This window comes from Clostridium sp. AM34-11AC, assembly GCF_003435375.1.
GTDB classification, from domain to species: domain Bacteria; phylum Bacillota; class Clostridia; order Lachnospirales; family Lachnospiraceae; genus Pilosibacter; species Pilosibacter fragilis.
In genome coordinates, this window is the sequence record NZ_QWGL01000001.1 from 425,808 (window position 1) to 440,168 (window position 14,361).

The window sequence follows — 14,361 nt, forward strand, 5'->3', positions numbered from 1 at the left end:
TCGTCCTCCATTTCATATATGTAACTGCCCAACGCTCTCACAGTTACGGGTAAAATCCATTTCTCATTTTAATTGATCGTACTTTTGCCTTTACTGCAGCCACCGCAGCAAGCGCAGGCCTTCCTGCAATTTTATATGTTCACAATATGATATCCGGCTGCCTTGCACAGGCGGTTCATGATCGCCTGGCCGAGCTGGTCTTTGGAAAAGCTCTCGGAGAAAATGCAGTCAACCTTTCTGGCATCGAAATCACGCAGAACTGCAAACAAGTTGTGGGCCACCGTCTCCTCGTGTTCCCGGCTTCCGATCACCTCGAGGTTTCCGCCCTGGTACATGTCCTGACTCTCCTCGGTGCAGATGATGCCGACTTTCTTTCCCTCTGCTTCCGCTTTCTTTGTCTGCTCATTGATGTAGGCAACGACCTTGTCCATGTCGCCTTCCACCAGTGTCATGTCCGCCTTCGGGGCATAATGGCGGTACTTCATTCCCGGCGCCTTCGGCTTGATATCGCCGCTGACCGGTCCTAAGATCACTGGATCGATATCCACCTGGCCCAACGTCTCACGCAGCATCTCAATGGTGATCGCGCCCGGGCGGAGAAGTGTCGGGATCTCGCCGGATACATCCACGATAGTGGATTCCACGCCGATTCCCACAGCGCCGCCGTCGATGATCATCTCGATCTTTCCGTCCATGTCCTCGATGACATGTTCCGCCTTTGTCGGGCTCGGTCTTCCGGAAGTGTTGGCACTCGGTGCCGCGATCGGAACACCTGCGAGATGGATCAAGCAATTTGCCACCGGATCCACCGGCATACGGACCGCAACGGTATCAAGACCGCCGGTGGTTCCGTAAGGTACGATGTCCTTTTTCGGGAAGATCATGGTCAGCGGACCCGGCCAGTACTTTTCAGCCAGTTTCCGGCCCGCCTCCGGGATCTCCTTCACGATCGCCGGAAGTTCTTCCATACAGGAAATATGGGCGATCAGCGGGTTGTCGGACGGACGTCCTTTTGCCGCGTAGATCTTCTTTGCCGCTTCCTCATTCAACGCGTTGGCACCAAGGCCGTAAACGGTCTCCGTCGGGAACGCCACGAGACCGCCGTTTTTCAAGATCTCAGCCGCCTCTAAAAGCCCCGGATTCTTTTCCAGCGTCTCTCTTGTCTTCTCTTCCTCTTTGATACGAACTACTTTTGTATTCATGTTCTTCACTCTCGATTCTATTACTCAATTGTCCAGAAAACCTGTGTTTCTTCTATACGGTTTCCCATTTTTACGCTCATGCGGCGGTATTGCTGTGGCCTGCCGCGTAATGATAAAGGTGCTGCATAAAACCGCAGCACCTTACTTTGTTCAATTGCGTATTCAGTTTAGCACATGAAAGTTATGGTTGCAACAGATTTCCGGCGGATTTACAGGCTTTTCCGGCATCGTTTCCATTCATTTCAATTTTTCTGTTCTTCTTAATATTGCTGTAATAATGATCTGTCCACCGGTTTCTCAGCACTTTTTCACTATTTTCTGAAACAGTGCCTTAGTCTTTCCACTTTCTGATCTCTTTCAGCCCTGAAAGGATCGACTCCACAAAGCTGTCGTAGATCTGGTTGCCCTTCTCCGCCGTCGCCCCGCTTGGATCGCCGCCGATTCCGATGGGCTTTCCGTCCTCGGTCTCCCACTCTTCTGAAACCCAGCCAAGAGTGATCGGACCATATACGGTGAATGTCTTGTTTCCCATGAACTTTCTCGGGATTCCCGCCTCGGAGGTCTCCAGCTTTACTGTCTCCGGGCGCTCCGCGAGAACCATGGATGTCTCCATCTCACCGCCGTGGAAATCCCAGATATTTCCAGGTGTCACAGTGTCTTTTACCGCCTGGTTTCCGAAGAATGCGCCACAGTTGATGATAAATACGGCGATTCCGAGCTCACTTCTTACCTCCCTGCTTAAGACCTGGATGATCGGGGAGTTTCCGCCGTGGCAGTTCAAGATTGCGATCTTCCTGAATCCGTGATGCGCCAGGCCTTTGCAGATGTCGTAGAGAACATGATAAAAGGTATCCGGCTTTAAGGTGACAGAACCGCAGAAGTTCACATGTTCCGTGCTGAGTCCCACCGGGATCAGCGGAAAGATCAGCATCGGATAGTCCGGGATCTCCCGGTCTAAGGCCTCTTTGATCCGTCTCGCCGTTCCCTCCGCGATGATCTCGTCTGTACCCAGCGGACACTGGTTTCCGTGCTGTTCCAACGCTCCCACTGGGATCATGACCACCGTCTCGTCCTTGTCGACCTGTTCCATTTCCAGTCTTGTCAGTTCATTATAATATCTTACCATTTTATTTTCTCCGTTTCTTAAGTCATTGCCGCTTCACTATCTCATTTCGGTCGTTATCCGTCAAGTACTGCTGCCACCTGCCAGCGCTCACTTTTGTGCCTGCGCAGGCTTTTGCTCACTTCTCACATAAATTGTAAGTCCCCCGAGGCAGACACGGCTTTCGCCGTCTCTATCCCGGGGGAATCTCCCATTTCAGGTGTTATGCCGCCGTATTTTCAGTTTTCTTTTCTCTGTGAACCCCTGCATGGATGATCACGCTGACATGCTTATATACAAGTGCTGTTACGATCGCGTTCAGTCCGCATTTTACAAGGTTGAACGGAACGATCATGAAGATCGCGAATGTATACAGGTTTGTAACTGCCGGGTTGATCTTTGTTCCCATTGCGATGATGTTCTCGATTCCGCCGAAAGCAACTTTTGCGTAGAACGGAAGTGTGATCGCGCAGTTTACGAATACAGCGCCGACGATAGCACAGATGACACCGGCAGCGAGAGCGACCATAGCGGTCTTTTTCGTTTTATGTCTGCGGTAGATCAGGGCAGCCGGTACGGAGAACATGCAGCTTCCAATGATGTTTCCGAGCTCGCCGACATAGTAAGTGCTTGTTCCGTTTAAGAGCAGCTTTAAGAGGTTCTTAACGATCGCGATCAGAGCTGCCTGGGCCGGTCCCATGGCAAAGCCGCCGATCAGTACCGGGAGCTCCGCGAAGTCCAGCTTGTAAAACGGCGGTGCAAACGGAACCGCCACCTGGATCGTCTCCAATACGGCTGCGAGTGCGCTGAACATGGCGATCAGCACGAGATTTCTGACATTTAATACTTTGTTCTGGTTCATAATGTTCCTCCTTGTACTTGTTGTTCTTCTGTTACAAGGAATTGCTGTGCAGGATTGCCGGCTCACACGGACTCGGGGGATGATTCCCTGTCCATGTAAATAAAAAGACCCCGGACCATTGAAAAAGTCCGGGGCTTGAATGAACTACTCCTGTCATACAATTTCTTCTCTCATCCAGACTATACTGTCGGTTTTGGAATCTCACCAAATCAGCTGCTTTCGCAGGTCGCGGACTATACCGCCGGTGGGGAATCGCACCCCGCCCCGAAGAACGATATTTATTTGTTCGTTAACAGAATATCACATTTTGCTTCATACTGCAATATTTTTTATTCTTAGCGGAAATGTCCATAAGACTGTCCTGCCGCCATACCACCGCGGAGCTCTGCCATCTCGCTGACTGTCACGAGCTGGTAACCTCTTCTCGTGAGTTCAGGAATCAGCGTCTCTGCCGCAATGACGCTCTGCTCATAGAGGTCATGCATCAGGATGATATCTCCATCCTGCACCTGTCTGAGAACTGTGTCGATGGTGTGCTGCGCGTTTCTCGTCTTCCAGTCCAGTGTATCCACGGACCAGATGATGGACGGCATTCCAGCCTTTGCGAGGACCGCCTTACTGGCATCATTGATCTTTCCTCCCGGCGGGCGGACACCTTTCGGCGCGTTTCCGCCTGCTGCCACAATGGCATCGCGTGTCTGATTTAAGCTCTGTAATATCTCTCCCTCAGACATTCCTGTCAGATATGTATGTGCCCAGGTATGGCTGTCTGTCTCGCATCCGAGATCTGCCATGCGCTTTACGGTAGACGCATAGGACGCAACTCGGTTGCCCACCATGAAGAATGTGGCTCTTCCGCCGTTCGCTTCCAGGGAATCCAGGATCCGGGGCGTATACTTCGACGGGCCGTCATCAAAGGTCAGGGCAACCATCGGTCTTGTCGGGTCAACGCTCTTTCCATTCGGGCCTTCCGGTACCTCCGCACCTTTTCCCGTCACCGTTACCCAGAGACCATCCACACGGAGTCCCTGTCCTTCGGTTCCCGCAGTCTCCCCGTTCTTCACCGGAGTTGTCCAGGAGCCATTCTGATATACAGAGTAATAAACATCATAATTCTCCGCAAGCTGTCCGGTAAATGCCATGCGGACCGCTTCTAACGGCATATCTGTCTCGGTGCTTCCATTCGGAGTCATGTTTTCCTGCCAGGAAAGCCATCCGCTTCCGCTTAAGTTCACCTGGTAAGAAAGCGTGCCGCTCATTCCCTCAGGTTGTCCCTGAAGGCTGGCGCGGATCGCCGTCACATAGCTTCCGGTTCCAGCACGCGCTGTTTTGCTGTCACCATGATACCCACTCCAACCGGTTCCATGCTCATAAATTCCGTAAACTGCGCCCATATCCGCCGCATATGCCGGATCACCGGTGATTCCCACCGATGCAGCGCAGATCAATACAGCCGCCAGCACCGTGCGGACTGCCTGTCTGATCTTCTTCCAATCCATAAGTTCCCCTCTTTTCCCAGTGATCTTCTCACCATATTGATCGTATTTGTAACTGTTCCATACCTTCGCAGCTACTCATGCCCATATTTTAACATGAAACCGAGAATAAAGGTACCTCTTCCAGACCTTTTTCGTAAATTTCAGAAAAACGTCAGAATTATAACAGAAATCATATTTTAACACTTGCGCACATCATAGCGCGAGCTTGCCTGATCTGCATTTTTTTTATATAATGTAGTATGACTTACAGGGGTTATTTATCGAAAGGAGTAACAAAAACATGATTCAGAATCTGAATGAGGAATTATTTTCTTTTATCAAAAAGAGTCCGACCGGTTTCCATGCTGTTCATGAACTGGCAAACTACCTGACCGAGGCAGGCTTCGAGCGTCTCGCTGAGGGCAATACCTGGAATCTCGCTGAGGGCGGAAAGTATTTCGTAACCCGCAACCAGTCCGCGATCATCGCATTCAAGGTATCCCGCAAGGATTATTCCGGCTTCCATATCGCGGCAAGCCACAGCGACTCCCCGACCTTAAAGATCAAAGAGTCTTCTGAGATGAACATCGAGAACCAGTATGTAAAATTAAATGTTGAGAAGTACGGCGGAATGCTCTGCGCACCGTGGTTCGACAGACCTCTCTCCGTTGCAGGACGCATCATCGTAAAAGACGGCAACCGTCTCACAACAAAACTGATCAACGTTGACCGTGATCTTCTCATGATCCCGAACCTCGCAATCCACATGAACCGTGAAGTAAACGACGGTTACAAGTACAACATCCAGAAAGATATGCTTCCGTTATACCGCATGAGCAATTCCGGAAAGGCATTCAAAGAGATGATCGCTGAGGAGGCAGGCGTTTCCGTTGACCAGATCAAAGGAATGGACCTCTTCCTTTACAACCGTATGGAAGGTACTGTATGGGGCTGCGACGGCGAGTTTATCTCCGCTCCGCGTCTTGATGATCTCCAGTGCGCATTCACGTCCACAATGGCTCTCTTAAACAGTGAGAGCGACCGCTGCATCCCGGTCGTTGCCGTATTTGACAACGAGGAAGTAGGAAGCGGCACAAAACAGGGCGCCGGCTCCACATTCCTTTACGACATTCTCCGCCGCATCAACCGCAGCCTTGGAAGAACAGAGGAAGAGTACCTCACGTCCCTCGCTTCCAGCTTCATGGTATCCGCGGATAACGGACATGCCGTACATCCGAACTACGCTGACAAGACCGACCCGACAAACCGCACCTACTTAAACGGCGGTCTCGTAATCAAGCACAGCGCAAACCAGAAGTACACAACAGACGCTGTTTCCGCAGCTGTTATGCGCTGCCTCTGCGAGCGCGCAGGTGTTCCGTACCAGGAATTCTTAAACCGTTCCGATATCCTCGGCGGCTCCACTCTCGGAAATATCTCCAACGCGCAGGTTTCCTTAAACACGGTAGACGTCGGACTTCCGCAGTTAGCTATGCATTCCCCGTATGAGACTGCAGGCTCCAAGGATATGGCCTACCTGGAGAAAGCATTTGAGGAGTTCTTCAAATCCGCGATCCGTGCTGAGGGCGACGGTACGCTTGTACTTGAGTAATTCTGATAGTAAGATCCGCCGGAATATTCGTGTCTCCGGCGGATCTTTTATCCTTCCAGCCCAGATGAACGTACAGAACGTTTCTTTTTGCCTTCTGCCACCTGGAAAAACAGTTTTTCCGTATATCTCCGGGTAACTGCCTCCGATTCTGAAATTTTTCTGCCCAGATTTGTCTCTACCGCGTCGAATCGCTTAGGCACTGCGTCCATTTCTGCCCGCATCGCGCTCATATTCTTATCCATTCCATCCATCCTTGCAAGCATACGATCCAGTTTTTCATTTGTTTCAACCCATTTGGCATTCAGCTCCTGCATATGCCTTGTCATGCTGATACGATTCTTCTTTATTTCTGCACTCAGATTATTTTCCACCCTATCGATCTTTTCTCCTGTCCGCGCCTCCGATGCTACAATCTCCGCTCGCATCCGGCCTTCCGATGCAATAAATTTTTCATCCATAAGGTCTGAAATCTGTTTCATATCTTCTTTCGTCAAAGTATCCCTCCTTCATTTTTTTCGTCCCCATTGGTAAAAGAATCATAGCATATTGACCTTTTAAATGCCATATCGGATAGTTAAAAACAGGTGGACCTTTTTTGTATAATATGACGATTTTATTTCTCTTCATTTGTACATTTTCCTATCTCATTGCTTCTTATTCAGGTACTCTATGATCCCCATATGAATCGTATATGCCAGCTTATCCTGGTACTCCCCGCTGTTTAAAAGCGCTGCTTCCTTCCGGTTGCTTAAGAATCCGCACTCCACGATCACGATGGGGCATTTCACATGCAGAAGGAGGTAGTAATTGGCATTCGCCTTCGGAAGTCTCCGGTTCTGGTCCCCTAAAACATAGTCAAACCGGTCCTGCAGGATCTCCGCCAGCGCCTTTCCCTTTGACGAATCCCGGTAATAGAATACCTGTCCGCCAGAGACGGATTCCTCGTGATAGCTGTTCTGGTGGATGCTGACCACAAGGTCCGCGCCGCTCTCCTCAATGATCTCACACCGTTTCTTCATGTCCGCCATCTTTTTCCGGCTGTCCGTTTCGGAATAAAGTCCCGTGTCCGTCTCCCGCGTCATAATGACCTTCACATCATCCTGTTCCAGGTACGTTTTCAACCGCTCCGCCACAGCCAGGTTGATATCTTTCTCCAGGCTCCCGTCGACTCCAACCTTGCCGGGATCTGTTCCGCCGTGTCCGGCATCGACCACCACCACCGGTGTCTCTTTTATGTAGGCGTCACCGCTCCCCGTCACACGAATACTCCCATATTTCACCGCCATGACCACCATGGCGAGCAGGCATATGCCGAGAACCGGCTCTATCACTTTCTGCTTCATGCTCTGTTTCCCCGAAAATCCGCTCTTCATAATACTCTATTTCATGGGGAACCTGTTTATGTGCGGATTTTCCTATCTCCGTTCAATCCAAAAAAAGTTCTGGATTCTGGCTTCCGCTCTTATCGCCATCATCAGCTGAATCCCCATATTTCCCTCAGTGTTTTCAGATTTTTTCATATACTTTCCTGCATTGACACATCAATATGTCATCTGTATAATAGAGTCAGACAACACGAAAGGTCAGGTTTCTAACATGGCAAATGAAAAACTGAAATTCGTCTGCGATTACATGGAAGGCGCCCATCCGGCTATCATGAATGAGCTGCTCTCCACAAATATGATGCAGACCTCCGGGTACGGTCTCGATGAGTTCTCCGAATCTGCCCGGGATAAGATCCGCAAAGCCTGCGGCGCTCCAAACGCGGAAGTCTATCTCCTCGTGGGCGGCACCCAGACAAACGCTACCGTGATCGACGCGCTTCTCCGCTCCTATCAGGGCGTTCTCTGTGCGGAGACCGGGCACATCGCAGTCCATGAGGCCGGTGCCATCGAATTCGGCGGACATAAAGTGCTCCCGCTGCCCCATACATATGGAAAGATCACAGCCGCCCAGGTCACCTCTTATATGGATACTTTTTTATCTGATGATAATCATGAGCACATGGTTATGCCGGGTATGGTCTATATCTCCCAGCCTACGGAATACGGAACCCTGTATTCCCTGGAAGAACTGACCGACCTCAGCGAGGCATGCCGTAAGTACCATCTCCCTCTCTATGTGGATGGTGCGAGACTTGCCTACGCTCTCGCTTCCCCGGAAAATGACGTGACATTAAGGGATCTTGCGAGACTTTGCGATGTCTTCTATATCGGCGGAACAAAGTGCGGAGCGTTCTTCGGCGAGGCGGTTGTAATCCCGGATCCAGCGCTGATTTCTCACTTTTTTACAATCGTAAAGCAGCATGGTGCACTTTTCGCGAAGGGCCGCATTCTTGGGATCCAGTTCGATACTTTGTTCACGGATGATCTATACCTTCATATCGGGGAGTCTGCCCTCACCTGCGCAGCCGCGATAAAATTGGCGTTAAAGGAAAACGGTTACCAGTTCTTCCTCGAGACTCCGACAAACCAGATCTTTATTATTCTGGAGAACGAAGTTCTGCACCGCCTGGAGGAGCAGGCGGAATTCAGCTTCTGGGAGAAATATGATGACTCCCATACCGTGATCCGGATCGCCACAAGCTGGGCGACAACGAAGGAACACACTGACGCGCTGATCGAGCTTTTAAAGATGAACCGGACTTGACCTGATGCTCCCGTACAGCGTCTGGTTCCGTCCAATATTACATACTTCAGGAGGTATTTCCATGACTGACAGGCAACAGCTGATCGTAAACAACGTAGATACCGCAAAACAGCTCATCCTCGACGCGGAGCGCTGGATCTGGGCTCATCCGCAGACCGGCTACACCGAGTGGCAGGCTCACGACTATCTCGTAGAGAAATACGAGGCACTTGGATACACTCTCGTCAAAGCCGGAAACATTCCGGGCTTTTACACCGATGTTGAGACAGGAAAACCAGGCCCGAAGGTAGCGATCTTCGGTGAGCTGGATGCCCTCGACATCGCGAACCATCCGGAATCCGTAAACGGAATGACCCACTGCTGCGGACATAACGCCCAGTCCGCTGCACTTTTAGGAATCGCAGCCGTATTGAAACAGCCCTACGCCCTCGACGGTCTCTGCGGATCCATCCGCCTCGTTGTCGTTCCGGCTGAGGAAATGATCCAGCTGGCATTCCGTGAAGAACTCCGCCAGAAAGGCATCATCAAGTACAACGGCGGTAAGACCGAGTTCATGTACCGTGGTCTCTTAGATGGTGTCGACATGGCTATGATGGTTCACGGCATGACAAAAGGCTCTGGTGTCAATGAGGACGGCGATACCGATCTTGACTTTCAGGCACTGCTCGGAATGAACGGATGTATAGCGAAAAATATCCGCTACAAAGGAAAATCTGCCCATGCAGGCGGAGCTCCCCATATGGGAGTCAACGCGGAGTATGCCGCTATGCTGGGTCTCCAGGCATGCAACGACCTCCGTGAGACATTCCAGGAGAAAGATACGATCCGCTTCCATCCGATCCTCATGGGCGCAAACTGCGCCGTAAACATTATCCCGGATGAGATGAAGATCGAGAGTTATGTCCGTGGAAAATCCTTAGAGGCGATCAAACGCGAGAATATCAAGGTAAACCGTGCACTGACCGGTGCCGCACTGTCTATGGGCGCAGGCGTTGAGCTGAGCGACCGCCCTGGTTACGCTCCGGAGTATCATGATCCGACATTCATGAAGCTGGCTGAGGACTGCTGCGTGGCACTTTGCGGAAGAAAGAAAGTTGTCTTCGACTATAACGGCTGGAGCACCGGTTCCTCCGATTTCGGCGATGTCACCTGCGTAATGCCGGGCGTGCAGATCAACGCGGGCGGCGCTGTCGGCACACTCCACGGCATCGACTTCCAGATCACCGATCCGAACCGCATGTGCGTGAACGCCGCAAAGGTTCAGCTCTTCCTCGTAGATGCCCTGCTCTCCAACAATGCTGTGGCAGCAAAAGAGATCATCGCAAACTACAAGCCGCAGTACCCGTCTATCAAGGCATACCTTGATGCCATCGACGCACTGACACTTGATAAGGATGCTGTTCGATATGATGAAAAGGGAAACGCGATTGTAGATTTCCAGAACTAAGCAACCCAATTTCCTTCCGGGCAGCGCAATGCCACCGAACATTTCCCAAAAGCATTGTCTGTTCATTTCCAATCATATACAGCTTATATAAACGTCCGTCGGAGATGTCCCATGTCTCCGACGGATTTTTTGCTTTTCCTCCTTCCTTTCCCCATCAACAACGTATTCTCCAGTTTTCTCTTGCTCTTTTTGTTTCCTGCGATAAAATACTTTCAAAAACAGAAAGGTATGATAATACTATGAGAAAAACTGCTCTTCCCACAGACCGTCTTTCTGAAACGGCCCGTCAAAAACTCTCCAGGTTCGAAGCGTGGCTGCTCCGGAATGGAAAATCTTACCAGACGATCCGTTCCTATCTCTATACTGCCAGGCATTTTCTTTCCCTGTACCCCGAAGTCACACATGACAATCTGATGCTCTATAAATGCTATCTCATCGACAGGTACAAGCCCAACACCGTAAATTTGAGGATCCGCGCAATGAACTGTTTTATGGAATTTCTCGAGCTTCCTGACTCCAGGGTCCTTATGGTCCGCCTTCAACAGAAACCATTTCTGGAAAATGTGATCAGCCAGGCCGACTATGAGTACCTGAAAAAATGTCTTCTGCGTGACGGAAAGCCTACCTACTACTTTGCCGTGCGGATCATGACCGCCACTGGCGTGCGGATCAGCGAACTTCTCCAGATCCGTGTGGAAGATATGATCCGCGGTCAGATGGACCTGTACTCAAAAGGTGATAAGATCCGGCGGATCTACTTCCCGCAAAATGTCCAGGAGACCTGCCTGCTGTGGCTTCAAAACGAAAAGCGCACCAGCGGCAGCTTATTTTTAAACCGTTTCGGAAATCCGATCACCACAAACGGGATCCGGGATCAGCTTAAGGTTTTTGCACTTCGATACAATCTGGATCCATCTGTCGTACATCCCCATGCATTCCGGCATCTGTTTGCCAAAAATTTTATAGAAAAATGTGATGATATTGCGCTCCTGTCCGACATTCTCGGACATGAGAGTATTGAGACTACCCGCATTTATCTGCATAAAAGCAGTACCGAACAACAGAACCTTTTCAATCAGATCGTAAACTGGTAAAATTCCTGCTGCCCTGTTATTATTCAAAGGATACACTATGAAAGAACTTCCAAAAGACCAGGAAAACCTGGCAGAATCATTTAGATTATATTTAAGAAAAAAGAATATGTCTGGAAATACCGGAGATGCATATGGGAGGGCTATCAGACAGCTTCTGTCCCTCTACCCCGTTCCAACTGAATCTCTTCTCCGAAAATACCGGAGTCTTTTAATTGCCAATTACCGCCCTGCAACGATCAATCAGCGTATCTACGCCGTAAATCATTTTCTACTTTTTCTGGAAGAAGAACAGCCGGAGCTCTCCCCGGATCTCTCCGGCTTCCGTCTTCGCTCGGTAAAGATTTCCCGGGACACCTTCCAGGATTCCATCATCACAAACGAGGACTGTGAGACGCTCCAACGGAACCTGAAAGCAGAACACCACGACTTCTGGTATTTCATCGTCCGTTTTCTGGTGACCACCGGTGCCAGGGTCAGTGAGCTGGTGCAGATCAAGGCGGAACATTTAGCCTGCGGGTATCTTGATCTCTACTCCAAAGGTGGGAAGATCCGCCGCATCTACATCCCGGATTCCCTCTGTCAGGAGGCAAAAGCCTGGTGTGACCGCCGCGGTATCACCTCCGGCTTTCTTTTTGTGGGAAAAAATGGACGCCCCGTGACGACCAGAGGCATCCATTCCCAATTAAAACACTATGCAGTCCGGTATGGCATCGATCCTGATACCATGTACCCTCATTCTTTCCGCCACCGATTCGCGAAGAATTTTCTGGCTCGCAGCAGCGATATCTCTCTATTGGCGGATCTTCTCGGGCATGAGAGCATCGAGACCACCCGCATCTATCTCACACGTTCCAGCAAGGAACAGAAACTCCTGCTGGACAAGATGGTGACCTGGTAGGTCCGGCGTAAAAGCGCCATTATGATCTTAGTTTCACTGGATGGAATCCCACGCGGCAGAATCCTCAAACCCCAGTTTCCAGCACGCGACTCCCGCCAGATCGTTCTGACGGACCACGTTCATCTTTTCTTTCAAGGACCGCTCCTCCTCCATCCAGAGGAACCAGGCACCGTCATTTGTCTGTTTCTCACCGTAATATTGGGCGGTATCCGCCTGCCAGGTGAGTTCCACCTGGTTATTGTCTACCCACTTCTTCGCATCCGCGATTCCCATCGCCTTGGAGGTGATGGATCCGTCCCCGGCTTCGATCCAGAGTCTCGTGTAGAACGGAACGGCATTGATCAGCTTCTCCTTCGGGACATCCTCGAGCATTCCGGAGATTCCATTCTTCACGTAGCTGATAGAGGACACAGAGCCCGGCTCGCCGCCCGCAAAGTGCTCATCATATCCCATCATAATCACATAATCCACAACGGTTCCCTGTTCTTTCAGGTTGTAGAAGCTGTTGTATCTCGCCGGAACATAGTTGTCCACGGACAGGACAATGCCTTTCTGGCGGCACGGGATCGATAATTCCCGGATAAATTCGATATAATGGACGCCCGCCTCTGTTTTCAGGCTCTCAAAATCAAGGTTCAGGCCATCCAGGTCATATTTTTCCGCATCCGCGATCAGGCTGTCGATCAGCTTGCGGCGGGTAGAGGTGGATGCTAACAGCGTCTCCGTCTGGACATCGGCACTGAAGTTGTCGATCAGCGCCCACACCTGGAGCCCCTTTGCATGGGCCTTCGCCACATAATCTTTGCTCGCCAGTGACTTATAGCTTCCGTTGTTGTCTGTCAGGGAAAACCATGTCGGGGAGATCACGTTCATCCCTTTTGTCTTTGCCACAATACTGTCAAAGGTATTGTTTCCGTCCTGGCTTGTTACCTGGTGCCAGCCGAGAACGATCTTTCCGCTCATGCTGGTATTCTTGTATACAGGAGCTGTGAAATTTCCGGAAAATTTCTGGCTCTCCGCGGCTGCCAGGCGCTTATTTTCCACATATCCGATATTTCCGTTGGAAGATGCGACCTTGGACCATTTCTCCATCGTATCGAGAACGGTCACCGTATCGTCCTTTGCGAGGTCTGTGAGGATCTTACTCTTTACGCCGCCTTTTACTCTCAGACTTCCAGCCTTTTTCACCCGCGCGATATTTCTTGTTCCCCAGTCATTGATCAGGACACGTCTTCCATCCCCGGAGTCAAAGGTCTGGATCTGCACATCCGTATAGTTTGCGATCAACCCCAGCGTCAGATAGACCTCCTCATCTTTTACAAGAAGCAGCGGAGCGCCGTTGGACCCCTTTGTTTCCGCGTCCGCATAGACGATCTGGTCCGGGAGCGCGTACACGAGAAGGTCTTCCGTGCTGTCCCAGTAGAACCGCTCATTAATGTGGTCATTCACCCAGGAGACCGGCAGATACGTCTGTCCATTTTCATAGATTCCTGTCTGCTCCTGCCGCTCATAGTTATAGAGGATCGCGGTCTCATCCCCGGACACATCATAGACTTCCGCGAGATCCGCCCGCTCTTTCGTCGGCATATACCGGTCCAGTACCTGGAAACCGACAAATCCCACGGCGATCAGGATGATCAGACCGACAGCAACCAATACAGGAACTACTTTTCTCATTCGTTATCACTCTTTCCGCACGCCGGTTCCCAGAACTCTGCGTTCATTTCCGTCTCTCACCGGCGGCATGCTGAATCGTTATTTATTACGGATGATCCGGCAAGGTATACACAGATCGTATACTTTGCCGGATCTTCAAGATAGCTTAAGTATACCACAACGCAGAATGTCTGTCTGTTAACTTTTTGTAACGAATTGTTGTCAGCAGTCTTACGAATCATCTGGCAGAACGATCCCCCAGCTGTTGAATCTATATTACTTCGTACATATAACCTGGTTCATTTCCGTGTGATTTACTGCTATCCAGTACCGCCAGATCCATTCTATTCGGTATCTTCCG

The 14,361-nt window shown here is 50.5% G+C and carries 13 protein-coding genes and 1 riboswitch; of the genes, 5 read left to right on the forward strand and 8 right to left on the reverse strand.

All coding sequences use genetic code 11. The annotated features are described in order from the left end of the window. Window positions 1-131 precede the first annotated feature (131 nt). The 4 genes from DW826_RS01945 to DW826_RS01960 all read right to left on the reverse strand — a co-directional run bounded on the left by DW826_RS01945 (window position 132) and on the right by DW826_RS01960 (window position 4,665). A complete protein-coding gene (locus DW826_RS01945; RefSeq protein WP_015553004.1) occupies window positions 132-1,202 on the reverse strand; it encodes an L-threonylcarbamoyladenylate synthase in 1,071 nt (356 codons plus the stop codon). A gap of 331 nt (window positions 1,203-1,533) precedes the next feature. Next, the gene (locus tag DW826_RS01950) at window positions 1,534-2,328 is read right to left on the reverse strand and encodes a creatininase family protein (protein WP_117469008.1); all 795 of its coding nucleotides are present in this window, start codon (window positions 2,326-2,328) and stop codon (window positions 1,534-1,536) included. A gap of 199 nt (window positions 2,329-2,527) precedes the next feature. Next, the gene (locus tag DW826_RS01955; RefSeq protein WP_117551863.1) at window positions 2,528-3,166 is read right to left on the reverse strand and encodes an ECF transporter S component; all 639 of its coding nucleotides are present in this window, start codon (window positions 3,164-3,166) and stop codon (window positions 2,528-2,530) included. 158 nt (window positions 3,167-3,324) lie between these two features. Then, window positions 3,325-3,442, reverse strand: a riboswitch (FMN riboswitch). Window positions 3,443-3,501: 59 nt separating this feature from the next. Further along, window positions 3,502-4,665, reverse strand: coding sequence for a polysaccharide deacetylase family protein (locus tag DW826_RS01960; protein WP_015553001.1), 1,164 nt, complete (start codon window positions 4,663-4,665; stop codon window positions 3,502-3,504). Between the two features lie 280 nt (window positions 4,666-4,945). Between DW826_RS01960 and DW826_RS01965 the strand changes: the two genes are divergently transcribed. Then, window positions 4,946-6,256, forward strand: a complete 1,311-nt coding sequence (locus tag DW826_RS01965) for a M18 family aminopeptidase (protein WP_015553000.1) — start codon at window positions 4,946-4,948, stop codon at window positions 6,254-6,256. A 47-nt stretch (window positions 6,257-6,303) separates the two neighbouring features. Here the strand turns inward: DW826_RS01965 and DW826_RS01970 are convergent, their stop codons facing one another. From DW826_RS01970 to DW826_RS01975, 3 genes are read right to left on the reverse strand one after another with little or no spacing between them, the layout of a single operon-like run. After that, window positions 6,304-6,750: a hypothetical protein gene (locus DW826_RS01970; RefSeq protein ID WP_117514451.1), complete on the reverse strand. Its 447-nt coding sequence runs from the start codon at window positions 6,748-6,750 to the stop codon at window positions 6,304-6,306. Further along, complete coding sequence (locus tag DW826_RS18160) at window positions 6,707-6,883, reverse strand: hypothetical protein (RefSeq protein WP_181967955.1); 177 nt, start codon at window positions 6,881-6,883, stop codon at window positions 6,707-6,709. The genes DW826_RS01970 and DW826_RS18160 overlap by 44 nt, the downstream gene beginning before the upstream one ends. 17 nt (window positions 6,884-6,900) lie before the next feature. Beyond that, the gene (locus tag DW826_RS01975) at window positions 6,901-7,599 is read right to left on the reverse strand and encodes an N-acetylmuramoyl-L-alanine amidase (RefSeq protein WP_117483594.1); all 699 of its coding nucleotides are present in this window, start codon (window positions 7,597-7,599) and stop codon (window positions 6,901-6,903) included. 253 nt (window positions 7,600-7,852) lie between these two features. On the opposite strand from DW826_RS01975, the gene DW826_RS01980 reads away from it, so the two are divergent. The 4 genes from DW826_RS01980 to DW826_RS01995 all read left to right on the forward strand — a co-directional run bounded on the left by DW826_RS01980 (window position 7,853) and on the right by DW826_RS01995 (window position 12,344). Beyond that, complete coding sequence (locus DW826_RS01980; RefSeq protein ID WP_117551864.1) at window positions 7,853-8,905, forward strand: beta-eliminating lyase-related protein; 1,053 nt, start codon at window positions 7,853-7,855, stop codon at window positions 8,903-8,905. 61 nt (window positions 8,906-8,966) lie between these two features. Beyond that, window positions 8,967-10,352, forward strand: coding sequence for an amidohydrolase (locus DW826_RS01985; protein WP_181967956.1), 1,386 nt, complete (start codon window positions 8,967-8,969; stop codon window positions 10,350-10,352). Between the two features lie 239 nt (window positions 10,353-10,591). After that, window positions 10,592-11,446, forward strand: coding sequence for a tyrosine-type recombinase/integrase (locus tag DW826_RS01990; protein WP_117551866.1), 855 nt, complete (start codon window positions 10,592-10,594; stop codon window positions 11,444-11,446). A gap of 37 nt (window positions 11,447-11,483) precedes the next feature. Continuing rightward, window positions 11,484-12,344 carry a tyrosine-type recombinase/integrase gene (locus tag DW826_RS01995; RefSeq protein WP_117551867.1) on the forward strand — a complete coding sequence of 287 codons (861 nt, stop codon included), beginning with the start codon at window positions 11,484-11,486 and terminating at the stop codon, window positions 12,342-12,344. A gap of 33 nt (window positions 12,345-12,377) precedes the next feature. Here DW826_RS01995 and DW826_RS02000 read toward each other — a convergent pair whose 3' ends face one another. Continuing rightward, the gene (locus tag DW826_RS02000) at window positions 12,378-14,021 is read right to left on the reverse strand and encodes a glycosyl hydrolase family 18 protein (protein ID WP_117514443.1); all 1,644 of its coding nucleotides are present in this window, start codon (window positions 14,019-14,021) and stop codon (window positions 12,378-12,380) included. Between the last annotated feature and the right edge of the window lie 340 nt (window positions 14,022-14,361).